This is a genomic window from Streptomyces sp. NBC_01498 (genome assembly GCF_036327775.1).
Classification (GTDB): Bacteria; Actinomycetota; Actinomycetes; order Streptomycetales; family Streptomycetaceae; genus Streptomyces.
In genome coordinates this window covers 3,178,610-3,202,252 of sequence record NZ_CP109598.1, presented here as the reverse complement: position 1 = coordinate 3,202,252, position 23,643 = coordinate 3,178,610, and the positions used below count along the sequence as shown (strand labels likewise).

Sequence of the window (23,643 nt, the reverse complement as noted above, 5' to 3'; positions counted from 1 at the left end):
CTGCCGGACGGGTGGGCGGGCGGGCACGCTACCTCCGGTCCTGACCGGTCGCATCCTGAGCGCGGCCGGTCGGCGAGGTTTCACCCGCGTTCAGGAACCCGAGTGGCGAGCGACCCGTTCCGGGGGCAGGGTGAACTGGCACCTCTCTCCGCTCTGCCCGTCCTGATCGCCGAGTGACGAATCAAGGAGTGAACCGTCGTGAGTGGACAGTTCGAAGCCGTGACCGAGATCGACCGGCCGATCGCGGAGGTCTTCGCGTATCTGGCGGAGGGCACGCACGATCCGGAGTTCAGCCCCCGGGTGCAGGAGATCACCAAGCAGCCGGCGGGGCCCACGGCGGTCGGCACGGTGTTCCGCAGCACGGTGAAGGACGCCGGGATGAAGACCCGACGCGAGCTGCGGATCGCCGAGTTGGACTCGCCGACCAGAATCCGCTGGACGGAGACGTCGAAGAACGTCGTGACGTCCCGCGAGGGCGGTTACGACCTGGAGGCGGTCGGGGACGGGCGGACGCGGGTGCGGCTGTTCAACGTCCTTGAAGGGCACGGCGTCGGCAAACTGCTGGTGGGATTCGCGCTCGGCGCGGCCCGCAAGGACGCGCCCGCGTTCGGCGAGCGCATCAAGAAGGCCATCGAGGCGTCCTGACCGCGACCCGGACTCGGCTGAGGACATTCGTTCGAGCTGCGCGCCCGGCCGCCGCCGCCCGCCGCGCGACGAGACCTTCGGCGGTATCGGCGGTATCGGGGGTCTCGGAGGCCGAGGGGGGACGGCTGACCGCCGATGCGTGACGTTGCCGCAGGTGGTCCCGGAGCTTGAGCCTCGGGCTTCGAGCTCCTTTTTCAGTGAGGGTTGGGTCCCGGGAGGGAACCAACCCTCCTCCCGGGACCCCCACTGACGAGCTGATATTACTTTCCGTGGTCAACTTGCTTCGCCGCGTATTGGCGGTTTAGCGTTCATGGCATTAAGCGGCCCCGGCGGTGCACCAACACCGGACCCGGGGCCTACCAACGCATCGAATCGAGCTTCGACCGTGGATTCCCCAGAGTTTAGTGCTGCCCTGCGCGAGCCCGCCCATCCCTCGGCCAAGTCCGGCTACGGCAAGCGCTCCGCGCCCGGCCAATTCCCGCGCGGGAAAGCGGACTTCGCACATCTGCGCCCCAGGGAAGCGGCGATCGCCGCGTACATCGACCGCCTGCCCGAGGGCGCCGCGATCGGCTACAAGCCCCTCGCGGCGAACATCGCCGACTACGGGCAGCAGGCGTGCGCCAAGGTGCTCAAGTTCCTTTCGTACGAGGGCCATCTGCGGCTGGTGAAGGAACACCTGTGCGTGGCGGACGACAGCTTCCGTTGGGTGACGCGGACCTACTTCTCCCGGACGTCGAGGGACGACGACTGGTGGCGGGCGTACGTGGACGGCCTTGCCGGGATCGACCTCACCGAGCTTGAGCGAGGTCGGCGCGGCGGCGCGACCCCGGTCGAGGACGCGGGGGAGGACGCCGCCGTGGCCCTGGCGGCGCCTGATCCGGAGGCGGCCGGTGCGCCGGAGGAGCCCGTACGGGCGCCCGCCCCGGCCCCGTGGAGTCCGCCCCGGCCCCTGCGCTGCCTGCTCCGGCCTTCGTGGTGCCCGCGTCGGCGTCCCCTCCCGCCGCGTTCCAGGCACCCTCCGCCGCCTACCGCGCCTTGGCCCGGCTCGGGCGCACCGACCCCCGTATGACCCCTGTCCGCCGCCGAGTGCGCCGCACTCGAACCACTCGCCGCCCGCTGGCCGGCACGCGGCGCGACGGCGGACCACCTCACCCGTGCGCTGACCGGCGGCCTGCCGCATCCCCTGCACAGCCCCGGCGCGCTCGCCCGCACCCAACCGGAGAGCAAAGTGCCTCCCGAGCCGTACGAGGCCCCCGTCCACACCACCCGGGCCATGATGATCTGCATGGGCTGCGAGGAGCCCGACAACGTCGTGACGCTGATCAAGGGAATGTGCCTCCACTGCAACGAGGAGATGGAGGCGTACGACGCGGCCGAAAAGGCCGGCCTGATCATCGAAGCGATCCCGGACACCTTCCGCGCGGTCCCCGCCAAGCAGGAGGTGGCCCGCCGCGCCGATGCCCTGCGAGCGGCGGCGGGCCTGAAGCCCCGCCCGATTCCGCGCCCGGCCCACGGCGAACTCGTCCAGTCCTGCTCACCCGACGGGGCCGACCTGCTGCGGGCGGCGGAATGAGCCACGCGGCCCGCCCCCGGGACGGCGGACACCGGGCCGTGCCCGTCGCGGAGCCCCCTTTTCCGCTGGAAACCAGAAAACAACGACCTATCGTGGAGGTGGCCCGGTGATTCCCTGCTTGGAGAGGCGGCCCGACATGGCCCGCATCAGCGTTGACATCGACGAAGAGTTCCTCGCGGACGTCCGCGCCGTATTCGGCGCGGAAACGGACGAGGAGGCCGTCAAGGCTGCTGTGGAGGACGTGGCGAAGCGGTTGCGGCGTCAGGAGTTCAGCGACGCGATCAAGTCCGGAGAGATCGACCTCATGTACGACGCGCGCGACGACACCGGGCAGGAGCCGTCCGCAGCATGAGTGAGCGATACCTGATCGACAAATCGGCATTCGCCCGATGGCATCACCCATCCGTCGCGGAGGTTCTGGACCCGCTTCGCGAACGCGGGCTGCTCTGCATTTCCGGGGCTGTACGTATCGAGGCCATGTATTCGGCACGCGGCGCGTCCGACGCGAAGAGGCTGGACAGATGGCTGTCGGCCTTCGACTACCTGTCGTGCCCGGACGAAGTCTGGGACATGGCGCTGGAGACTCAGCGCGAGGCCACGCAGCGCGGCAAACACCGCGCGCTGTCCTTGGCGGACCTGCTCATCGCCGCGACGGCCCAGCGGCACAAGGCCACCGTCCTGCATTACGGGGACTTCGATCCCGCATGACGACGGGGACTTCGATCAGTTCGCCGAGATCACCGGTCACCCCAGTCGCTGGGTGACAGAACCCGGGACCGCAGACACGAAACAATGACGGAGTAGTTCCTCGCCTCGATTGCACCCCCTTGATTCGAATGGGGTGCAATCGAATGCAATCGAACCGTTCCTGGCCGGCGGCGGAACTACGCTGACAGCATGTCGTCGCGCCCCGTCGTGCAGGTCTGTCCGAACGGTGCCCGGTCCCGTGCGGAGCATCCGCGACTGCCCGTCTCGCCGGCCGAACTGGCCGTCGCCGCAAGGGAGTCCGTCGCCGCCGGGGCCGAGGACGTGCATCTGCATCCGAAGGACCGGGACGGCGCGGACGCCCTGGTGGCCCCGTATGTCGCCGCCGTGCTCTCGGCCGTGCGTGCCGCCGTCCCCGGTATCCCGGTCGGCGTCACGACCGGTGCGTGGACGGAGCCGGACCCCGAGCGGCGGGCCGCGACCGTCCGTGGCTGGACGGTCCTGCCCGACCACGCCTCCGTCAACTGGCACGAGGACGGCGCCGACCTCGTCGCGGACGCACTGCTCGAACGCGGCGTCGGCGTCGAGGCGGGTCTTTTCTCCGGTACGGACGCGGTCCGCCGCTTCCTGGCCTGGCCCTCGGCCCACCGCGTACTGCGCGTGCTGGCCGAGGTCACGGACACCGACCCGGACACCGCTCCGGCGGCAGCCGCGGCGCTTCTCGCCGGGTTGCGGGGCATGGACAGGTCCGTGCCTATCCTGCTGCACGGGGAGGACGGTTCCGCCTGGCCGGTGCTGCGGCTGGCCGTGGCCGAGGGGCTGTCGGTGCGTGTCGGACTGGAGGACGTACTCCACCTTCCGGACGGCACCCGGGCCCCCGGCAACGCCGAACTGGTCCGCGAAGCAAGGGACTTCGTTGCGCGGTCGGGCTGAGCCGGCTCCACGTACGGCTCCACCCACAGGACCCGCGCTCACCCACACCGTCCCGCGTCGCCGACCTCGCCGCACTCAACGCCGGAGCGTGACCGTCATCTCCACCGTCACCTCGTCACCCGCCGAGAGCGCGGCCGGCTCGCGTACGGCGTTCTTGAGCGGCAGCAGGTAGCCCCCGTCCTTCGGGAAGAGCGACGTTCCGAAGGTGATCCCGCCGATCCGGGCCCGGACCGGGATCACGCCCCAGCCGTACGTGGCCACGCTCGCCACCTCGCGGATGTCGGCGGACTCCTCGTCCGGCACGGGGACGAAGTAGTAGGGCGCCGGGCCGCGCCACTCGATCACCGGGGCGGTGAAGCGGAACTCCATGAGCACCAGTCTCGCCCACCCCGCCCGTCACCCGGCCGGGCGGCCGAACGGGCGGGATCGGTGGGGTGCGCGTGTGACCCGGCGCACGTTTCGCGTGGGCCGCGTGTGACCGGGCATGCATGTCCACCGACAGCCGCACCGCTCGCCGGTGGTCGAGGCGTGAGCGGGACATCTCACGATGCGATATATCCCAAGCGGAATGCGGCTGCTCGTTAGACTGAGCCGACCGCAGTGATGAACGACTGCGGCATAACTGATCGAGGAGCGCACGTGGGCCTTGTCGTGCAGAAGTACGGAGGCTCCTCCGTCGCCGATGCCGAAGGCATCAAGCGCGTTGCCAAGCGGATCGTCGATGCCAAGAAGAACGGCCACCAGGTGGTCGTCGTGGTATCCGCGATGGGCGACACGACGGACGAGCTGACCGACCTCGCCGAGCAGGTGTCCCCGATCCCCGCGGGTCGGGAACTGGACATGCTGCTGACCTCCGGAGAGCGCATCTCCATGGCGCTGCTGGCCATGGCGATCAAAAGCCTGGGCCACGAGGCCCAGTCGTTCACCGGCAGCCAGGCCGGCGTCATCACCGACTCGGTGCACAACAAGGCGCGCATCATCGATGTCACGCCCGGCCGTATCCGTACGGCGCTGGACGAGGGCAACATCGCCATCGTCGCCGGATTCCAGGGTGTGTCGCAGGACAAGAAGGACATCACCACCCTCGGCCGGGGCGGCTCGGACACCACCGCCGTCGCCCTCGCCGCCGCCCTGGACGCCGAGGTCTGTGAGATCTACACGGACGTGGACGGGGTCTTCACCGCCGACCCCCGTGTCGTCCCGAAGGCCCGGAAGATCGACTGGATCTCCATCGAGGACATGCTGGAGCTGGCGTCGTCCGGTTCCAAGGTGCTGCTGCACCGCTGCGTCGAGTACGCACGCCGATACAACATCCCGATCCACGTCCGCTCGTCCTTCTCCGGACTGCGCGGCACCTGGGTCAGCAATCAGCCACAAGGGGACCAGCAGGTGGAGCACGCCATCATCTCCGGAGTCGCCCACGACGTCTCCGAGGCCAAGATCACGGTCGTCGGCGTCCCCGACAAGCCGGGGGAGGCCGCCGCGATCTTCCGTTCCATCGCGAACGCCGAGATCAACATCGACATGGTGGTGCAGAACGTCTCCGCCGCGTCCACCGGCCTCACCGACATCTCCTTCACCCTCCCCAAGACCGAGGGCCGCAAGGCCATCGACGCACTGGAGAAGGCGAGGGGCGTGATCGGCTTCGACTCGCTGCGCTACGACGACCAGATCGGCAAGATCTCGCTCGTCGGCGCCGGTATGAAGACGAACCCGGGCGTCACGGCCGCCTTCTTCGAGGCGCTGTCCGAGGCGAACGTGAACATTGAACTGATCTCGACATCCGAGATCCGTATCTCGGTCGTCACCCGTGCGGACGATGTGAACGAGGCCGTCCGCGCCGTGCACACCGCCTTCGGGCTCGACACCGAGTCCGACGAGGCCGTGGTCTACGGAGGCACCGGCCGATGACGGACTCCGCTGAAGGATCCCGATGAAGGGCTCCGGTGAAGGACTCCGGACGATGAACGGACGTCGCGGAGAACTCCGCGGAGGCGCGGTCCGATGAACGGCCGGCCGACGCTCGCGGTCGTGGGCGCGACCGGGGGCGTCGGCGCCGTCATGCTCCAGATCCTGTCGCAGCACGCCGACGTCTGGGGTGAGATCCGCCTGCTCGCCTCACCCCGAGCCGCCGGTCGCAAACTGACCGTACGGGGCGAGGAGACCGAGGTCGTCGCGCTGAGCGAGGACGCGCTCGCCGGGGTGGACGTCGCGCTGTTCCTCGTACCGGACGCCGTGTCCGCCCAGTGGGCGCCCGTCGCTGCGGCGCGCGGCGCCGTCGTGGTGGACGCGTCCGGGGCGTTCCGGATGGACCCCGAGGTGCCGCTGGTGGTGCCCGAACTGAACCGGCACGCCGTACGGCTGCGCCCGCGCGGCATCGTCGCAGGTCCCAGCTGCGCCACGCTCGCGATGATCGTCGCGGTGGGTTCGCTGCACGCCGAGTTCGGGGTGCGCGAACTGGTCGTCTCCTCGTACCAGGCGGTCAGCGCGGTGGGGCGGGACGGTGTCACGGCGCTGCGCCGGCAGCTGTCGGTGGTGGCCGGTACGGAACTGGGGACCGGCCCCGGCGACGTACGGCGCGCGGTGGGCGATCTCACCGGGCCGTTCGGCGGGCCGCTCGCGCTCAACGTCGTGCCGTGGGCCGGGTCGCTCATGGCGGACGGCTGGTCGTCGGAGGAGATGGCGATCCGTGAGGAGACCCGGAAGGTCCTGGACCTGCCCGATCTGAAGGTCGCGGTGACCTGTGTGCACGTACCCGTGATCACCGCGCACTCGCTGGCCGTGCACGCGCGCTTCGAGAGCGCGGTCACGGTCGACCGGGCGCACGAGATCCTGGCGACCGCGCCGGGTGTGGTGCTGTTCGACAACCCGGCGGCGGGGGACTTCCCGACACCCGCCGACGTGGTGGGCACCGACCCGACGTGGGTGGGGCGGGTACGGCGGGCGCTGGACGACGAGCGGGCGCTGGAGCTTTTCGTGTGCGGGGACAACCTCCGCAAGGGCGCGGCGCTCAACACCGCGCAGATCGCGGAGGCGGTGGCCGGGGAGCTCGCCCGCTCGTAGATCGCCGGTCGCGTGGATCGCCGGTTCGTGGCGCGGCGGCTCGGCGGCGCGTCGGTTCGTGGCGCGGCGGCGCGTCGGTTCGTGGCGCGTGCGTCGCGGTTCGTGCTCGTGGTTCGTGCTCGTGCTTGTGGCAGGGGCTTGAAGCGCGTTCCGTACGTGACGAGTTGGGGCCCGGGAGCCGAAGCGGGACCGGTCCGGACCCGGCCTGGGAGCGGCTGTGCGGGGGCCCGTAGGATTTGTGAGCGTTCTGTGAGGAAATCGCCGCCCTGGGCCACTTGAACTGCGGTGTTCCCGTGGCGGACGATGCTCGTTCGGGCTTTCTGCAACTGCTGGTTGGCCGGAAGCGTCTCAGCGGTCGCCCCTCCGTGGTGCCGTGGGCAAATGGGGTATGTCGGGGAGATCGGTTACGCATGAGGGCAATTGGTGCATCGTCAAATGTGGTGGCGAACGCGTACAACCCTGCGCGGGGGAAGTGTGTCCAACAGGCGTGGCAGAGGTTCTCGATTTCACAGCGGTCGTCCCGGTTCGCGGCACTTCGGTGCGGCCGGCCCGGCGGCCCCGCATGCCCGGTGGTATGCCCGTGATCGCTCCCATGCCCGCCGCACGCCAGGCCGGTGCCTCGGACCGGCGCGAGGGTGCTGACGAAGCGATGGCAGCCGGTACCACCGTCGACCACCTGACCGAGACCTACCGACAGCACTACCGCTCACTGCTCGGCCTCGCGGCACTGCTCCTGGACGACACGGCCTCCTGTGAGGACGTCGTCCAGGAAGCCTTCATCCGGGTGCACTCGGCGCGCAACCGGGTGCGCGAACCGGAGAAGACGCTGGCGTATCTGCGCCAAACAGTCGTGAACCTCTCGCGTTCCGCCCTGCGCCGCCGCATCCTGGGTCTCAAGCTGCTGTCGAAGCCGATGCCCGACATGGCGAGCGCCGAGGAGGGCGCGTACGACCTGCTGGAGCGGGACGCGCTCATCAAGGCGATGCGGGGCCTTCAGCGCCGCCAGCGCGAGGTGCTGGTGCTGCGCTACTTCGCCGACATGACGGAGTCGCAGGTCTCCGAGACGCTCGGCATATCCCTGGGCTCGGTGAAGGCGTACGGCTCACGGGGCATCGCGGCGCTGCGTATCGCCATGGAGAGCACGGCATGAGCGGCCACGAGCATGATCAGGACCACGAAAGGCCGGAGGGGCCGGACGGTCCGTCGAGCGAGTCGACTGGAAATGGAACAGTGAACAACGGGCCGGAAGAAGAACCGGGCGGAGACCGCGGAGACCTCCACAGCGCGGCCGACGGCACCCGGGGCACGGACACCTCCGCCGACAGCGCGCCCCGGACGGGTGCGACGGACGAGAGGGACGCGACTGACTCGCCGGGTGTTCCTGGTGTGACGGACGCGTTGGATGCAGCGGACGCGCCGAGCGCTACGGACACGACCGACTCGCCGGACTCGCCGGACTCGCCTGGTGCGACGGACGAGGCGCGTGGGTCGCACAAGGCACCTGGGTCGCACAAGGCACCTGGGTCGGACAAGGCACCTGGGTCGCACAAGGCACCTGGGTCGGACGAGGTGCGCGGGCCGGGTGAGCCCCGTGGTTCCGATGCGACGAGCGCCTTGGATGCGACGGGCGTGGCCGCCGCGGCGGCTGCCGCCGACTCGCCACGTACGACGGCACCGTCGGACGACCACATGACCCGGTCCCGGCGACAGCCGCGGCCCGAACCCGAGCCTCTCGCCGTGCTCCTCGGCCTCGGAGGACCCGGCGGTGGCGGCGGTGGCGGGGACGGTCTCGCCGACGAACAGGCCCTGCGGCTGCTCCTGCACGGCGCCGTCCAGGAGATCAAGCCCTCCACCGGAGCCCTCGACCATCTGCGTCGGGCGGTTCCCGCGCGGCGTGCCCGCAAGCGCCAGGCCCTCGTCGGCGTCGCGGCGGCGGCGCTGCTGATGGGGACGGCCGTGCCCGCCTTCGTGCACGTGGCCAGTACGGGCGGCACCTCGGACGACACGTCTTTCAACGTGGGCCACGGCGAGCAGGTCCAGGGCGGCACCGGCTCGGACAGTGGCCCAACCGGCGATGACGGGGGCGGAGCCTCCCCCTCGGACACGACGGACAACGGACAGGGCGGCGTGGCCGACGAGAACACGCCCGAGGCGGGCGTCGGCAAGGGCACGGGCGGTACGTCGGGCGGCCTCGGCGGCGACCCGCAGAGCAGCTCCACCCAGGCCGCCGCGGTGTGCCAGGCGGCCCAACTGGTCGTCAGCTCGGCCGAGTCGGGCGAACCGCAGGCGAACGGGACGGTGTACGGCAGGTTCCGTATCTCCAACAACTCCGGCAGCGACTGCGCGGTCAGCGGCCACGGATCGGTCGACTTCCTGGCCGTCGGAGCCGCCGACCCCACCAAGATCGAAGTGCTGAACCACACTTCGGGCGACCCCGCGACGGGTCTGCCCGACCCCTCGCTGGAGACGGAGAGCCTGGTCCTGCCGCCCTCCGGGTCGTACGAGGTGATGTTCGCCTGGGTGCCGACCGACACCTGCCCGACCGACGAGCCGTCGCCGAACCCCACACCCACCGAGGGTGAGCCGGGCGGGGTGACGAAGGGCCCCGAGTCCTCTCCGGAGGAGACGGCGCCGCAGCTCGGCAGGGACGACGGGCCCGAGGACGGCAGCATCGAGGTCGTGCACGTCCCGGAGTCCGGCTCGACGGAGTCGGCGACGACGACGATCGACGACGCGTGCGCGGGGACGATCTACCGGACGGGCGTGCTGGAAGCGACGTAGCCCCCACCGGCCGGGCGAGCGTCGTGATCCCGGCCGAGGCGACGCCGGGAACTCGGACGGGGACCGGGACCGGGGCGTTCGGGTTCGCACCCTCGTCCACGGGATCGGGCCGTCGGCTACGGGATCACGCCGCCGTCTCCAGGCCCAGCGCACGGTCCCGTACCGCCTCGGTCTCGCGCCGGAACAGCCGATACCACATGAAGAGCACGAAGGCGACGAAGACGAACCACTCGCCCGTGTAGCCGAGGTTCTGGAACGCCTTCAGGTCCAGTCCGCTGCCCTGCGGCGCCCGCGCCGGTACGGGTGTCAGCCCGGGGGTGTCCGGCTCGATGACCGTGATCCACGCGTCGTACACGTCGTACGGCACGAGGTTGACCAGCGACGCCCCGCTGATGATGCCGACCTGGCCGCCGGGCAGCCCGCCACGGGTGTCCGCGCCGTCGGTGCCCGCGTTCTCCGGCGCCTGGAGCGCGCCGGTGACGGTGACCTCGCCCGTCGGAGCGGGAGGCACTGCCGCGCCGGCCGGCAGCCAGCCGCGTACGACGGGCAGCGCGCGGCCGTCGGCGGTACGCAGCAGGGCCAGCACGTACGAGCCGCGCTTCTTGTCCAACTCCCGGTTCGGGACGATGAGTTGATCGGCGTACGTACCGCTCGCCGTCGCGGGCCGGCCCGAGGTCTCCTGATCGACCGGCAGCAGCCCCGCGATCGGCCGCGCGGCCCGCTCACCCGGATCGGGCGCGTCCTGCGCGCTGCGGTGCGACTCGACGCGGTCCTCGAAACGGCCGAGCTGCCAGGTCCCCATGAACACGCAGAAGGGGATGGCGAGCAGGACGAAGGCATTGATGCCCCACCATCGGGGCGTCAGCAGGAACCGGTACACCCCTCTACGGTAAGCGCCGCCCACCCGGGGCCGGGGAGCGGGTTGGTCCCCGGCCCGGCCTCGGCCCGGACCTTGGCGCCCCGCCCGGCGTCCCACTCCCGCACGCGCCGAAGATCGATTGCGTCGCCGACGCACGGAGGGGGATACTCCCCTTACCCCCCACCGTCAGCTTCCCCTCACACCGTCCTGTTCTTCGCCGTGCCCTCCCTCGTCGGGGGCGTGGCCAGCTGTCGGGGGAGGAAGTCGTCCGGTGGACGCGCGTCCCCTCGTATCGACGCCGAGAGGTCCCCATGCTTCGGTATCTCCCCTTGATCGTGGGCGCGGTCTGCCTCTTCCTCTTCCTCTTCCTCTGCCTCTTCGTCTTCCTCCGGTTCAGGGCGCGCCGTCACGGCTCGGTGATCGCCGCCGACGATCCCGGACAGTCCCCGCTGCGTTCCTCCGGACTCGATTTAGTGCCGGCCGCCCGGCTCAACGACGAGTTCGCCGCGCCCCCGCCGCCCGAACTGTCGGCCGCGCTCACGGCGGCCCGCTCCGGTGACTGGCGACCGGCCGCCGAACTCCTCGCGGAGACGGGCGCCGACTGGGAACGCCGCTCGCTGTACGCGAAGATCCTCGGCGGTGCCGCGGCCACGGACGACGGCTGGCTCGCCGCGTGGGAGAGGACACGTCACGACGACCCCGACGCGGCGGTCGTCCGGGCGCGCGCCACGGTGGGACTGGCGTGGCACCTGCGCGGTGACCCCGCCGCGTCACGCAGCGATCTGAACCCCAGCGCGCCGCGCACCAGCAGGCAGCAGGTCGACGGCTTCCACCGGACGCTGGTCCGCTCACGCCAGGACATCGCGCGGGCCGCCGCCCTGAACCCGAGCGATCCGACGCCGTACATCACCGAGATATGGACGGCGCTCGGCCTCGGCTACCCGCACGCGGAGATGGACCGGCTGTGGGCGGAACTGACGGCCCGCGCCCCGCGCCACTACGAGGCGCACTTCAGCGCCCTTCAGTACTGGTGCGCGAAATGGCGGGGGTCCGACGAGCTGGCCCGGGTGTTCGCGGCTCGCGCGGCGGCGGACGCGCCGCCGGGAAGCCTCATGTCGGCGTTCCCGCTCATCGCGTGGTTCGAGGCCCGCCTCGGTGACGACGTGAAGGCGTCGGTGTACCGGAGCCCCGAGCTGACGGCGCTCGTCGACACCGCCCTCGCCGACGCGGCGGCTGCCCCGCCCGACCACCCGCGACTGGCCGAACTGCGCCATCTGCTCGCGTACTTCCTGTTCCGGCAGGGCCGGTACGACGCGGCACTGGAGCAGTTCCAGCTGGTGGACGGCTACCGGAACGCGCTGCCCTGGAACTACTACGGCGAGCGCTTCTACGGCTCCATCCGCGAGGCCACGGTCCGGAGGGCCCGCCCGGTACGGGCCCCGGGACCCGGCGGCCGGGCCGCTCCCGCCCCGGCCCCGGACCAGGAGAAACCTGCCTGACCGGGTGAGCCCGATGGACCGGGGCGGCCGAAGGGCCCGACGGGACCGGGGTGGCCGAGGGACCCGACGGACCGGGGCGGACTTGGCGGACCTCACGGACCGGGGCGGAGCGGGTGGCCGGGGCCCGGCGGACCGGGTGGACCGGGTGGGCCCGATGGACCGGGCGGCCGAGGAGCCCGACGGACCGGGGCGGCCGAGGGGCCCTGCGTACGCGAACCCGCCCCCGGCCCCCTGGCGAACCCGCCTCCGCTCCCCGCGAGCCACTACGCCAGATGCCGCCGCGCGAAGTCCAGTTCCAGGCGGACCTGCTTGATGCGCTCCTCGACCACCAGGGACCCGTGGCCCGCGTCGTAGCGGTAGACCTCGTGGGGCGCGCCGCGTGCGGCCAGGCGGTCGACGTAGTTCTCCACCTGCTGGATCGGGCAGCGCGGGTCGTTCACCCCGGCCGAGAGGTAGACCGGGGCGCGTACGGCGTCCACGTACGTCAGCGGGGAGGACGCCTCGTACCGCTCCGGCACCTCCTCCGGCGTCCCGCCGAGCAGGGTGCGGTCCATGGACTTCAGGGCCTCCATCTCGTCGTGGTACGCGGTGACGTAGTCGGCGACCGGTACGGCCGCCAGCCCCACCGCCCACGCGTCCGGCCGGGTGCCGAGGCCGAGCAGGGTCAGATACCCGCCCCACGAGCCGCCGGAGAGCACGAGCTTCGCCGGGTCGGCGAGGCCCGAGGTGACGGCCCAGTCGCGTACGGCGTCGATGTCCTCCAGTTCGATCAGGCCGACGCGGTGCTTCAGGGCGTCGGTCCAGGCGCGGCCGTAGCCGGTGGAGCCGCGGTAGTTGACCCGTACGACGGCGTAACCGTGGTCCACCCAGGCCGCCGGCCCCGCCGCGAAGGAGTCCCGGTCGTGGGCGGTCGGGCCGCCGTGGATCTCGAACACCGTCGGGAACGGGCCCTCGCCCGCCGGCCGCTGGACCAGTGCGTGGATCCGGCCGCCGGGGCCCTCCACCCACACGTCGGCCACCGGCACGGAGGCGGGCGCGGTCGCGCCGGGCGGGTCGAGGACCACCCGGCCCGAGGTGGAGCGCACCACGGGCGGGCGGGCCGCCGACGACCACAGGTACTCCACCGAGCCGTCGGGCCTGGCCGTCGCGTCCGACACCGTTCCGGCGGGCGTCTCGACGGCGGTCAGCGCGTGCGTGGCGAGGTCGTAGCGCCACAGCTCGCTGCGCGCCTCGAAGCCGTGCACGATCAGCAGCGCGGACCCGTCCGGATACCACTCGGCGGACACGTCGCCGGGCAGGTCGATCGCCAGCTCGGTCTCCTCGCCGGAGACCACGTCCCAGACGATCGGCTCCCAGCGACCGCTCCGCTGGTGGCCGACGAGGAGGCGGGTGTCGCCGTCGACGGGCGCGAACCCGAGGACGGACAGGCCGAGTTCGACCTCGCCGCCCTTCGTGTCGTCCAGGTCGGCGACCGGGGTGCCGTCGAGGCGGACCACGCGCAGCGCGGAGTGCATCGCGTCGCCGTGCTCGGTGTGCTCGACGGCGATGAGCGTGCCGTCGTGCGACAGGTCACCGACCCCGGCTGACTCGCGGTGCCGGTAGATCTCGACGGGGGCGCCGCCGGGCGGCAGGACATGGATCGTGGAGCCGTCCTCGTCGGTGGAGCAGCCGACGACGGCCGTCCCGTCGCGGCCGAGTGCGAGTCCGCCGGGGTACGCGGGGTCGATCCCGGGCGCGGCGGGCTCGTCCGGGCCGCCCTCGAAGGGCTGCCGCTGCCAGACGCCGAACTCGTCGCCGTCGGTGTCGCTGAACCACCAGATCCACCGGCCGTCGGGGGTCAGCGCGCCGTCCATGGTGCCGTTCGGGCGGTCGGTGACCTGCCGTGTGGTGCCGGTGGCACGGTCCCAGGCGTACAGCTCGTACGTGCCCGTCGCGTTGGACACGAACAGCGAGCGGTCGGGCGCGTCCTCGGCCCAGTCGGGGAGCGAGACGCGGGGAGCGCGGAAGCGCTTCTCCCAGTCGGGGGCCGCGTCGAAGGCCGCGTCGGGGGCCGGTGTCCGGCTGTCGTTGTTCTCAGTCATGGCCCCCATTCTGCTGCTTCGGCGCGTGCCGTCAGGGGGGTGCGGGCGGCAGCAGTGCCGGATCGGTCGCGACGGCCCGCAGCCGGTCGAGGACGGCCCGCGCGGCCCTGGCGTAACAGCTGAAGTCGTCGTGCAGGACGGACTCGGCGTCGGCGCCTTCGAGGAGCGAGATGAGTTCGAAGGTGAGCTGCGCGACGTCGGTGTCCGGCGCGATCTCACCCGCTCCCCGGGCGTCCTCGACGGTCCCCCGGACGAACGCGACCCAGTCACGGCGCTCCCGCGCGACCGCGTCGTGGACCCTGCCCCGGCGGGCGTCGTACTCGGCGGCGACCGAGTGGAAGAAGCAGCCGCCGGGGAAGACCCGGCTCCGGGAGTAGTCGAGCCATCCGTCGCACAGCCGCCGGACGCGGGCGAGCCCGGGGGGCATGTCCCGGACGGGCCGTACGACGTGGTCGGCGTACACCTCGGCGGCGGCACGCACGGTGGCCAGCTGAAGCTCCTCCTTCGAGCCGAACAGCGCGAACACCCCGCTCTTGCTCAGCTCCAGCTCAGCGGCCAGCCGGCCGAGCGACAGGCCCCCGAGCCCCTCGACCGAGGCGATACGGACGGTGTGCTTCAGGATCAGTTGGCGCGTCTGGTTCCCGCGCGCGATGCGTCCGTCGGTGCTCGAAGCTGTCACACGCCGAGTGTACTAACCGAACGACCGTGCGGTCATTGCTCGCGTCGGGGGACACCGGCGGTGGTCGGCGGTCGGCGGCGGTCGGACATCGCCGGTGGTCGGAGGTTGGCGGCGGTCGGACATCGCCGGTGGTCGGAGGTTGGCGGCGGTCGGACGTCCGCGGTCGCGGACGTGCGACCGTACCGATGAGTCCGGCCTTCTTAAGAGGTCTCCCCTTCAGTAACGAGGACCGAGTACCGAAAACCTCGGTACCGAGGGCCGGGCAACGGCTTCGAACTGGAAGGTGGTCCGCATGGGAGCGACCGACGCGCCGAATCCGCTGAATCGGCCGAACGAGCCCGGTCCGTCGAGTCCGTCGAGTCCGTCGGGTCGGTCGGGTTCACGGAGTTCACCGAGTCCGTCGAGCTCGTCGAGTTCAGCAGATCCGTCGGGTTCATCGGGTTCGTCGGGTTCGTCGGGTCTGCGTGATCTGCTCGCCGGGCATGTCCGGCAGGGTCCCCTGCCCGGCGCCGTGGCCATGGTCGCGCGGGGCGACCGGATCGAGGTCGCGGAGGTCGGCTCGGCCGACGCCGCCGGGGTCACGCCGCTGACCAGGGACTCGATCTTCCGGCTCGCCTCGATCAGCAAGCCGGTCGTCGCCGCGGCGGTCATGATGCTGGTCGACGACGGCCGTATCCGGCTCGACGACCCCGTCGGCGCGTGGCTGCCCGAACTGGCCTCCCCGATGGTCGTACGGACCCCGGCCGGTCCGCTGGACGACGTCGTCCCGGCCGTCCGGCCGATCACGGTCCTCGACCTGCTCACCTTCCGCTCCGGGCACGGCTTCCCGTCCGACTTCTCGCTGCCCGCCGTGGCGCCGCTGTTCGGTGACCTGAAGCAGGGGCCGCCGCAGCCGCAGCACGTCCCGGAGCCGGACGCGTGGATGGCAGCCCTGTCCCGTATCCCGATGCTGCACCAGCCGGGCGAGGCATGGCTGTACAACATCGGGTCGGACATCCTGGGGGTGCTGATCGCGCGGGTCGCGGGCCAGGGGCTGCCGGAGTTCCTGGCGGAGCGGCTGTTCACGCCGCTCGGCATGGTGGACACCGGGTTCGCGGTGCCGGACGGCAAACGCGACCGGGTGCCGTACTACTACCGTACGGACCCGTCGGGCGGCCTCGAAGAGGTCGACGCGCCCGACGGGCAGTGGAGCACGGTGCCCCCGTTCCCGTCCGGCGCGGGCGGTCTGGTGTCGACCGTGGACGACTGGTACGCCTTCGCCCGGATGCTGCTCGCGGACGGCCGGGCCGGCGACCGGGCGCTGCTGACGCCCGCCTCCGTAAGGAGGATGACCACGGATCACCTCACCCGGCCGCAGCGCGAGGCGAGCACGCTGTTCCTGGAGGGGCAGGGCTGGGGCTTCGGCGGATCGGTGGATGTGCGTGCGGTCGACCCGTGGAACGTGCCCGGCCGCTACGGGTGGGTCGGCGGCACCGGTACGGCCGCCCACCTGACCCCGTCCACGGGTCAGGTGACCATCCTGCTCACGCAGGTGGAGGCGGCGGGCCCGGTGCCGTCGACGCTGCTGCGCGACTTCTGGCGGTACGCGGCGTAGGACGGCTCACGGCGCGGGACGGTACGCGCGCGCGGAGCGGTACGCGGCGCGGCCATGACGCGGCGCGGGGACCGACGCGCGCGTGGGGTGAGCGGGGTAATAAGCCGTGACGGCCGGTCGGCGCCTGGGCGCGGGTACGGGTCAGCGCCGCCGCCCGCGTGTCTGCCAGCCGGACCCGACACCGCCGAGGTGCAGGGCGACCAGGATGAAACCGACCAGGGTGAGACTGGTCGTACCGAAGATCAGCTCGGTGGACGTTTCGGTCGCGTGAAGGATGAACGCGATGAAAAAGACCACTGCCGCCGCTATTGCCAGCATTTGCTATCTCCTGCCATGGGACGGCCAACCCCGCCCGGAATGGCGGTGGTTGTGACGTTGCCGACCGTGTGCCCCGGAACTGCCCCGTCATCCCTGCCAGACTGTGCGGATGAGCGAAGCGCGTACGCCCCGGGGCGTGCTGGGAGTCGTGGCCTCGGCGGCCGGCGGGGCGGCGGACCTCCGCACCGGCCTGGTCGAACCGGCCCTCGCCCGTGGCTGGCAGGTGGCGGTGACCCTCACCCCGACCGCCGGACAGTGGTTCCGGGCGAGCGGCGAGTGGGACCGACTGGAGACCCTGACCGGTCTTCCGGTACGCGACCGGCCGCGCCTGCCCTCCGAGCCCCGCCCGCACCCGCCGGTGACCTGTTACGTCGCGGCCCCCGCCACCGCCAACACGGTGGCCAAACTCGCCCTGGGCATCGCCGACAACCAGGCCCTCACCCACCTCGTGGAAGCCCTCGGTACCCCCGGCCTCCCGGTGATCGTCTTCCCGCACGTCAACGCCGCCCACGCCCGCCACCCGGCCTGGCCGGCCCACCTCGCCCAGCTCCGCCTGGCCGGGGTCCGGCTGATCGAGGGTCCCGAACTCTGGCCCCTCCAGGAGCCGGACGCGAACCCGCCGCCCCGTGAACTCCCGTGGCGGGCGATCCTGGACGCGGCGGAGGCCGGCATCGCGGACTGACGCGACCGACGCGACCGACGCGGCCGACACGACCGACGCGGCCGACGCGGCCGACACGACTGACGCGGCCGACTCGGCGACCACCGGGTGAAGGGCCCGGACCAGGGGGTTCTTGGTGCTCTGTCAGTGCCACGTGATACTTACTTCACAGAATGATCACTTCACGGTGAAGTGGATCTGCGTCCGTTGCCCTGGGGGGGCCGGTACGTGTCACGTATGAGGGGGCCGTCATGAGCTTGTTCCGGCGTTTCACCAGACCCGCGCCGCGGGTGGACGCGGACGGTTGGAATCCGGAGGCCGCGCGGATGCGCGCCGCCGCCGAGCGGCGGGACTGGCCCGCGATGCGGGAGCTGTTGACCGGCGTACCGGACGGGCTGGAGCGTACGGCGCTGCTCCAGGGCGTGACCGACGTGGCCGGGACCGAGGAGTGGCTCCCGGAGGTGATCGAGGCGGAACGCGACCCGGCGCTCGCGCTGCTCGTCTCGGGCACGCGCGGGGTCAGTTGGGCGTGGGAGGCACGAACCGCCGCGCGGGCGAAGCACGTGTCGAAGGAGCAGTTCGCGACCTTCCACGAGCGACTGCGGCTCGCCGAGGAGCAGTTGTACGAGGCGGCGGAGCGCGAACCGGACTGGGCCACGCCCTGGTTCCAGTTGCAGATCTGCGGGCGCGGCCTGGAGGTCGGCCACGAGGCCGCCCGGCACCGTTTCGAGGCGGCGGTCCACCGGTGTCCCGGGCATGTGTGGGCGTACGAGCAGCAGTTGCAGCAGGTGTGCGCCAAGTGGGGCGGCTCGCACGAGGAGATGCACGAGTTCGCCCGTACCTCGATGCTGAAGGACTCCGAGGGCGGGGCGCTCGGCGTGCTCGTCGCCCTCGCGCATCTGGAGCACTGGCTGGACCTCGACAGCGGACCGGACGCGGAGTACATCCGCGACCCCGATGTGGCCGCGCAACTGCACGAGGCCGCGCGTCGATCCGTGTTCCACGCCGCGTACGAGCGCGGGCCGGGCTGGATCCAGCAGCACAACGTCTTCGCCATGGCGTTCTCGCTGGCCGGTCAGGAGAAGGCGGCCGCGGACGTCTTCAAGGTCCTCGAAGGACGGGTGACCGAGTTCCCCTGGCAGTACGTCAACAGCGAACCGGTGAAGGCGTTCCGCACGTGGCGCGACAGGGCCGGCGGCTGAGCCGTCCCGTTCGGCCGACGCCACGCGCCGGAGCTTGAGCCGGCAAGGCTCCCCGGCCCCGGACCCCCGCGCCGACCCGCCGCCGAGCCCGACCCCGCTCCCCGCCCCGCCCCCGCCCCCGAGCCCGCAAGGCTCCCCACCCACTTCCCGCCTTCCCGTCGTACGCCCTCGCCCGCGCACTCGCCCGCCAAGGAAGCCCTTCAGGTGCCCAACTCCCGCCCCAGCCCCGACTCCGACCCCGACTCCCCGACATCCGGGATCTCCCCCGCCTCGTCCCACACCTTCCAGGTCGACCTGCGCGGCCTCGTGGACCTGCTCTCCCACCACCTCTACTCCAGCCCGCGCGTCTACCTCCGCGAGCTGCTCCAGAACGCCACCGACGCGATCACCGCCCGCCAGGCCCGGTTCCCCGGCGCCCCGGCCTCCATCACCGTCCGGACCGGTGACACGCTCACCGTGACCGACACCGGCATCGGCCTGTCCGAGGCCGACGTGCACACCTTCCTCGCCACCATCGGCCGCAGCTCCAAGCGCGCCGCCGAAGGCGAACTCGAAGCGGCGCGCGGCGACTTCATCGGCCAGTTCGGCATCGGCCTGCTGGCCTGCTTCGTCGTCGCCGACGAGATCACCGTCGTCAGCCGGTCCGCCGCCGCCCCCGACGCGGCCGTGGTCGAATGGCGCGGCCACTCGGACGGCCGCTACACCATCCGTACGCTGCCCTCCCACGAACACCCCGAGCCCGGCACCACCGTCCGGCTCACCCCCCGCGCCGACGGCACCGAGTGGACCCGCCCCGACCGGGTCACCGCCCTGGCACGGCACTACGGCGGCCTGCTGCCGTACGAGGTCGCCGTCGTCGGCCCCCGGGGCGACAGCGACCGCGTCAACGACGCCCCGCCCTGGGAGCGCCGCCACGGCTCCCCGCTCGCCCGCCGCGACGCGCTGGCCGAACACTGCCGTACGACCTTCGGGTTCACCCCGCTCGACACCATCGACCTGGACCTGCCGGTGGCGGGTCTGCGCGGGGTGGCGTACGTCCTGCCCACGGCCGTCAGCCCCTCCGAGCGCGCGGGCCACCGCGTCCACCTCAAGGGCATGCTGCTCTCCGACCGCGCCGCCGAACTGCTCCCGGAATGGGCGTTCTTCGTCCGCTGCGTCGTGGACACCACCAGCCTGCGGCCGACCGCCTCCCGCGAGGCGCTGTACGAGGACGAGACGCTGGCCGCCGTCCGGGACGCGCTCGGCGCCCGTATCCGCGACTGGCTCACCGGGCTCGCCGCCAGCGACCCCACGCTGCTGCACCGGTTCATCGACACCCACCACCTCGCCGTCAAGGCGCTGGCCCGCTACGACGACGCGCTGCTGCGGATGCTGCTGCCCTGGCTGCCGTTCGAGACCACCGACGGCAACGTCACGCTGGAGGAGTTCGCCCGCGCCCACCCCACGATCCTGGTCGCCCGCAGTGTCGAGGAGTTCCGGCAGGTCGCGCCGATCGCCGCGGCGGCGGGCCTCGGTGTCGTCAACGGCGGCTACACCTACGACCGGGACCTGGTCCACCGGCTCCCCGAGATCCGGCCCGGCACCACCGTCACCGACCTGGACCCGGCGACCGTCACCGCGCACCTGGACTCGGTCGACCCGTCCGCCGAACTGGCCGCCTCGTCGTTCCTCACCGTCGCGCGCGAGGTGATCGGCGCGTACGACTGCGACGTCGTCCTGCGCAGCTTCCACCCGGTCACCGCGCCCGCGCTGCTCCTGGACAACCGCGAGGCCCGCCACGAGCGCACCCGCGCCGACCTGGCCCAGGAGAGCGACGGGCTGTGGGCCGAGATCCTCGGCTCGCTGCGGACCGAGACCCCGCGCGCCCAGTTGGTCCTCAACCACCTCAACCCGCTGGTGCGCCGGGCCGCGACGATCACCGAACGCGGACTGGCCGTCACCACCGCAGAGGCGCTCTACGGGCAGGCCCTGCTGATGACCCGCCGCCCGCTGCGCGCCGCCGAGAGCGCCCTGCTCAACCGGGCCTTCATGGGCCTGCTCACCCACGCCATGCACGACGAGGGCACCACGTCCGAGCCCCGGAAGGAGCGGTAAATGCTGGAGACCCCGGAGGCCGTCCTCGACGCGCTGCGCGAGAACAACGACCGCCCGTACGGACCGCACCGCAACGTCACGGCCGAGGAACTGGTCGACGCCGCCGCGCAGTTCGAGAAGCCCGACCTTCTCGTGACGGCCCTGCTGGAGCTGATGTCGGCGTACGAGTACTCCGGCGAGCACCGCAAGGCGCCGGTCGTCTTCGCCCGTCTGCTGAAGCTGCGGGACACGGCGCCCGACGCGTTCAACGAGTGGGAGGCGCGGCAGGTCCTGTGGCAGTTCAAGTGGGTCACGACGTCACTGCTCCAGGTGCCGGACGTCCCGCTGTCCGCGATCCGGGGCTGGACGGACCAGATGCGCGAGCGCTACCGGGAGGCCGGGCACGGGATGCAGCCGGTGGCCGCCATGCGCCACCGGATCGCCGCGCACACCGGGACGGACGAGCGGTCCGCGTACGACCTGTGGGTGACCCGGCCGCGCGAACGGCTCAGCGACTGCGAGGCGTGCGAGACCCGGTACCGGGCGCTGCACCACGTACGGACGGGTGACGAGCGGCGGGCGCTGGACACCTGGCAGCCGGTCCTGGACGGCGGGCAGAGCTGCGCGGAGGAGCCGTACCTCAGCCAGGCGTACGCGCTGCTGCCGCTGCTGGGCCTCGGCCGCGCCGACGAGGCCCGTTCGTACCACCTGACGGGCTACCGCTTCGCCCGGGGCAAGAACGGCATGGCCGAAGAGGTCGGCCTGCACGTCGAGTTCGCCGCGCTGTCCCGCAACGAGGGCCGGGGTCTGGAGATCCTCGCCGAGAACCGCGCGCTGTTCGGGACGACCGGGGCGCCGCTCGCGCTGCTCGGTTTCCTCGTCGGCGTCGAGGTGCTGCTGACCCGGCTGGTCGCGGACGGGCACCCGGACACGGTCGTCGCGGGGCCGCTCGGACGCGGCTGGACGGCGGAGAGCCTGCTGGCGCACGTCGGCGCCGAGGCGGACACCCTGGTGGCGGCCTTCGACGCGCGCAACGGCACCACGGCCGTGGGCGACCGGCGGCGCGAACGGGTCGGCCGGGCCCCGCTGGTGGCGGAGCCGCTGCCGCTGGGACTGCGTACGCCGACGGCCTCCGCGCCGGCTCCCGCCCCCGTCACCTCCCGTTCGCTGCCGGACGACTTCGCCGAACTCGTCACCGAGGCACGGCGGATGGCGGCCGAGGGCCACCCCGGCGACACCGCCCTGTGGGAGCGGATCGCGGAACGCGCCGCCGCCGAGGGCCATGTCCACGACCCGGCGCTGGGCGACGAGGCACGGCTGCGGGCCGAACTCGCCGAGCAGCGGGGCTTCGCCGCGTACGAGGAGGAACGGTGGGACGAGGGCGACGCCGCCCTCACCGAGGCCGCCGACCTCTTCGAGAACGAGGCCGGCCTGCCGTGGCACGCCCTGGCGGCGCGGTCCCGGGTCGGCGCGAACGCCTGGCGCCCGGCGGACAAGGGCGGCGACCCCCCGTCCTGGTCGGCACTGGACGCCATGCTGGGCGACGCGGAGAGACTGCTGGCGGGCGGGATTCCGCTCGTGACGGAGAAGTACTTCACGGTTCTCCAGAGCCGGGCCTACGCCGCCCACGCGGAGGCCGAGGCCCAACTGCCCGACATATCCCCGGAGACGCGGGCGAGGTTCCGGGCGGCGACGGAGGCCGCGCTGTCGGAGAGCGTCCGGCTGGAAGCCCCGTACCTGACGGTCAGCGTCCGTATGTACATCGCCGACCTCACGGCCCGCACCGGTGACCCGGACGAGGCGGTCGCCGGGCTGCGCGCCGCGCTGGACGTCCTCGACGCGAGCGGCCGGCCGTGGCGGAAGCCGCGGCTGGAGGCCCAGTTGGGGCAGCTCCTGCTTCAACTGGACAAGCCCGAGGAGGCGGTGGACTCGCTGCGGGGGGCTCTCGCGGGGGCCGCGCGGTACGACGACGGGTCGTTCCCGGTGGGCTTCAGCCACATGCTGCTGGGGCACGCCCTGTCGCACGCCGGGGACCGGGCCGGTGCCGTACGGCATCTGTCGGAGGCGGCGGCGCGGTTCGACCGGGACGGCGACGACGGCGGGGCGGCCGAGGTACGGCTCCAACTCGCCGACGTCCTGGGGAAGTCGGGACAGCCGGCGGACGCCGTGGCGATCCTGGAGTCCCTGGTCCTGGACGACGCCTCGGCCGGCCTCGACGAACGGCTCCTCGCGCAGATACGGCTCAACCTGGCGCGGGGCCTGCGGGAACTGGAGGAACACCAGGCGTCGGCCGACCAGTTCGTCCGGCTGGCCGAGACGGTCGCGTCCTGGGACGACGACACGTCCACGTACACCCTGGTCACCGCCGAGTCGGCCGTCGCGCTGGCCCGCGCCGACCGCTGGGACGCGGCCCGCACCGCGTACGACGACGCGCTGACCGCCCACCGCGCGTCCGGCGACCCGGCCCAGGCGTGTCTGATCACCGAAACGGCCCGCGAACTCGCCTCCCTGACCGTCGCGTCCGAAGGCGCCGACGGCATCGACCGGGCACTGGCCCATCTCGCGGACGCCGACGAGATCCGCACCGGGGTCGCCGAGGACACGGAGGGCTTCGTCCACTGGTACGAGTCGGGCTCCACCTCCTACCAGCGCGCCCGCGCCCTGGCGGCGGCGACGCGCTTCGCCGAGGCGCTGACCGAGATGGAACGGGCGATCACCGCGTACGACGCGGGCGGCGAGCAGGCCGAGACACCGCGCGCGGAGGCGACCCGGGTGGCGGCCCTGATCGAGGCGAACGGTCTCGACGCCCGCGAGGCGGCGGTGAAGAGGCTGAACACGGCCATCACCCGCTGCGAGAAGGCGGACCTCCCGCACGCGGCCCACGTCCTCACCAACCTCCGCGACGAGCTGAGCACGCCCGCCGCGGCGAACTGACACCCACCGGCCGCCGGGGGAAACCCCCGGCGGCCCGGAAGCC

General features: G+C 72.2%; 20 protein-coding genes and 1 pseudogene. 16 read left to right on the top strand and 5 right to left on the bottom strand.

Going from position 1 to position 23,643, the window contains the following annotated elements; all coding sequences use genetic code 11:
• Window positions 1-198 precede the first annotated feature (198 nt).
• The 6 genes and pseudogenes from OG875_RS13505 (at window position 199) to OG875_RS13480 (ending at window position 3,856) form a co-directional block, all read left to right on the top strand.
• Window positions 199-645: an SRPBCC family protein gene (locus tag OG875_RS13505; RefSeq protein WP_330174462.1), complete on the top strand. Its 447-nt coding sequence runs from the start codon at window positions 199-201 to the stop codon at window positions 643-645.
• Window positions 646-1,030: 385 nt separating this feature from the next.
• The gene (locus OG875_RS13500; protein ID WP_330174461.1) at window positions 1,031-1,714 is read left to right on the top strand and encodes a hypothetical protein; all 684 of its coding nucleotides are present in this window, start codon (window positions 1,031-1,033) and stop codon (window positions 1,712-1,714) included.
• Between the two features lie 159 nt (window positions 1,715-1,873).
• Window positions 1,874-2,218, top strand: coding sequence for a hypothetical protein (locus tag OG875_RS13495; RefSeq protein WP_330174460.1), 345 nt, complete (start codon window positions 1,874-1,876; stop codon window positions 2,216-2,218).
• A gap of 136 nt (window positions 2,219-2,354) precedes the next feature.
• Entirely contained in the window at window positions 2,355-2,570 is a 216-nt protein-coding gene (locus OG875_RS13490) for a type II toxin-antitoxin system VapB family antitoxin (protein WP_330174459.1), read from the top strand.
• Window positions 2,567-3,014 (top strand): annotated as a pseudogene (locus OG875_RS13485) (PIN domain nuclease). The gene OG875_RS13490 and the pseudogene OG875_RS13485 overlap by 4 nt, the downstream one beginning before the upstream one ends.
• 101 nt (window positions 3,015-3,115) lie before the next feature.
• The gene (locus tag OG875_RS13480) at window positions 3,116-3,856 is read left to right on the top strand and encodes a 3-keto-5-aminohexanoate cleavage protein (RefSeq protein WP_330174458.1); all 741 of its coding nucleotides are present in this window, start codon (window positions 3,116-3,118) and stop codon (window positions 3,854-3,856) included.
• Window positions 3,857-3,931: 75 nt separating this feature from the next.
• Here the strand turns inward: OG875_RS13480 and OG875_RS13475 are convergent, their stop codons facing one another.
• Window positions 3,932-4,225, bottom strand: a complete 294-nt coding sequence (locus OG875_RS13475; RefSeq protein ID WP_330174457.1) for a DUF1905 domain-containing protein — start codon at window positions 4,223-4,225, stop codon at window positions 3,932-3,934.
• Window positions 4,226-4,495: 270 nt separating this feature from the next.
• Between OG875_RS13475 and OG875_RS13470 the strand changes: the two genes are divergently transcribed.
• From OG875_RS13470 to OG875_RS13455, 4 genes are all read left to right on the top strand, one after another.
• A complete protein-coding gene (locus tag OG875_RS13470) occupies window positions 4,496-5,767 on the top strand; it encodes an aspartate kinase (protein WP_330174456.1) in 1,272 nt (423 codons plus the stop codon).
• A 93-nt stretch (window positions 5,768-5,860) separates the two neighbouring features.
• Entirely contained in the window at window positions 5,861-6,919 is a 1,059-nt protein-coding gene (locus OG875_RS13465; RefSeq protein ID WP_330174455.1) for an aspartate-semialdehyde dehydrogenase, read from the top strand.
• A 487-nt stretch (window positions 6,920-7,406) separates the two neighbouring features.
• Entirely contained in the window at window positions 7,407-8,069 is a 663-nt protein-coding gene (locus OG875_RS13460; RefSeq protein ID WP_330174454.1) for a SigE family RNA polymerase sigma factor, read from the top strand.
• Between the two features lie 587 nt (window positions 8,070-8,656).
• On the top strand, window positions 8,657-9,700 hold the full coding sequence (locus OG875_RS13455) for a DUF4232 domain-containing protein (RefSeq protein WP_330174453.1): 1,044 nt from the start codon (window positions 8,657-8,659) through the stop codon (window positions 9,698-9,700).
• Window positions 9,701-9,824: 124 nt separating this feature from the next.
• On the opposite strand, the gene OG875_RS13450 is transcribed toward OG875_RS13455, so the two are convergent.
• Entirely contained in the window at window positions 9,825-10,580 is a 756-nt protein-coding gene (locus OG875_RS13450; protein WP_330174452.1) for an SURF1 family protein, read from the bottom strand.
• A 290-nt stretch (window positions 10,581-10,870) separates the two neighbouring features.
• Here OG875_RS13450 and OG875_RS13445 point away from each other — a divergent pair, with 290 nt between their 5' ends.
• A complete protein-coding gene (locus tag OG875_RS13445; protein WP_330174451.1) occupies window positions 10,871-12,058 on the top strand; it encodes a hypothetical protein in 1,188 nt (395 codons plus the stop codon).
• 263 nt (window positions 12,059-12,321) lie between these two features.
• On the opposite strand, the gene OG875_RS13440 is transcribed toward OG875_RS13445, so the two are convergent.
• On the bottom strand, window positions 12,322-14,139 hold the full coding sequence (locus OG875_RS13440; protein WP_330174450.1) for a S9 family peptidase: 1,818 nt from the start codon (window positions 14,137-14,139) through the stop codon (window positions 12,322-12,324).
• A gap of 31 nt (window positions 14,140-14,170) precedes the next feature.
• Window positions 14,171-14,818, bottom strand: coding sequence for a TetR/AcrR family transcriptional regulator (locus OG875_RS13435; RefSeq protein ID WP_330174449.1), 648 nt, complete (start codon window positions 14,816-14,818; stop codon window positions 14,171-14,173).
• A 460-nt stretch (window positions 14,819-15,278) separates the two neighbouring features.
• Between OG875_RS13435 and OG875_RS13430 the strand changes: the two genes are divergently transcribed.
• Window positions 15,279-16,412 carry a serine hydrolase domain-containing protein gene (locus OG875_RS13430; protein WP_330177737.1) on the top strand — a complete coding sequence of 378 codons (1,134 nt, stop codon included), beginning with the start codon at window positions 15,279-15,281 and terminating at the stop codon, window positions 16,410-16,412.
• A gap of 141 nt (window positions 16,413-16,553) precedes the next feature.
• Here OG875_RS13430 and OG875_RS13425 read toward each other — a convergent pair whose 3' ends face one another.
• A complete protein-coding gene (locus OG875_RS13425; RefSeq protein WP_330174448.1) occupies window positions 16,554-16,730 on the bottom strand; it encodes a hypothetical protein in 177 nt (58 codons plus the stop codon).
• Window positions 16,731-16,839: 109 nt separating this feature from the next.
• On the opposite strand from OG875_RS13425, the gene OG875_RS13420 reads away from it, so the two are divergent.
• From OG875_RS13420 to OG875_RS13405, 4 genes are all read left to right on the top strand, one after another.
• On the top strand, window positions 16,840-17,412 hold the full coding sequence (locus OG875_RS13420; RefSeq protein WP_330174447.1) for a flavoprotein: 573 nt from the start codon (window positions 16,840-16,842) through the stop codon (window positions 17,410-17,412).
• A gap of 230 nt (window positions 17,413-17,642) precedes the next feature.
• On the top strand, window positions 17,643-18,593 hold the full coding sequence (locus OG875_RS13415; protein WP_330174446.1) for a hypothetical protein: 951 nt from the start codon (window positions 17,643-17,645) through the stop codon (window positions 18,591-18,593).
• A 258-nt stretch (window positions 18,594-18,851) separates the two neighbouring features.
• A complete protein-coding gene (locus OG875_RS13410) occupies window positions 18,852-20,687 on the top strand; it encodes an HSP90 family protein (protein ID WP_330177736.1) in 1,836 nt (611 codons plus the stop codon).
• A complete protein-coding gene (locus tag OG875_RS13405; protein WP_330174445.1) occupies window positions 20,688-23,600 on the top strand; it encodes a hypothetical protein in 2,913 nt (970 codons plus the stop codon).
• Window positions 23,601-23,643 lie beyond the last annotated feature (43 nt).

Coding starts and splice junctions, on each gene's coding strand:
- OG875_RS13475 (WP_330174457.1), bottom strand. CDS start 4,225: ATGGAGTTCCGCTTCACCGCCCCGGTGATCGAGTGGCGCGGCCCGGCG.
- OG875_RS13490 (WP_330174459.1), top strand. CDS start 2,355: ATGGCCCGCATCAGCGTTGACATCGACGAAGAGTTCCTCGCGGACGTC.
- OG875_RS13425 (WP_330174448.1), bottom strand. CDS start 16,730: ATGCTGGCAATAGCGGCGGCAGTGGTCTTTTTCATCGCGTTCATCCTT.
- OG875_RS13405 (WP_330174445.1), top strand. CDS start 20,688: ATGCTGGAGACCCCGGAGGCCGTCCTCGACGCGCTGCGCGAGAACAAC.
- OG875_RS13465 (WP_330174455.1), top strand. CDS start 5,861: ATGAACGGCCGGCCGACGCTCGCGGTCGTGGGCGCGACCGGGGGCGTC.
- OG875_RS13415 (WP_330174446.1), top strand. CDS start 17,643: ATGAGCTTGTTCCGGCGTTTCACCAGACCCGCGCCGCGGGTGGACGCG.
- OG875_RS13420 (WP_330174447.1), top strand. CDS start 16,840: ATGAGCGAAGCGCGTACGCCCCGGGGCGTGCTGGGAGTCGTGGCCTCG.
- OG875_RS13480 (WP_330174458.1), top strand. CDS start 3,116: ATGTCGTCGCGCCCCGTCGTGCAGGTCTGTCCGAACGGTGCCCGGTCC.
- OG875_RS13445 (WP_330174451.1), top strand. CDS start 10,871: ATGCTTCGGTATCTCCCCTTGATCGTGGGCGCGGTCTGCCTCTTCCTC.
- OG875_RS13440 (WP_330174450.1), bottom strand. CDS start 14,139: ATGACTGAGAACAACGACAGCCGGACACCGGCCCCCGACGCGGCCTTC.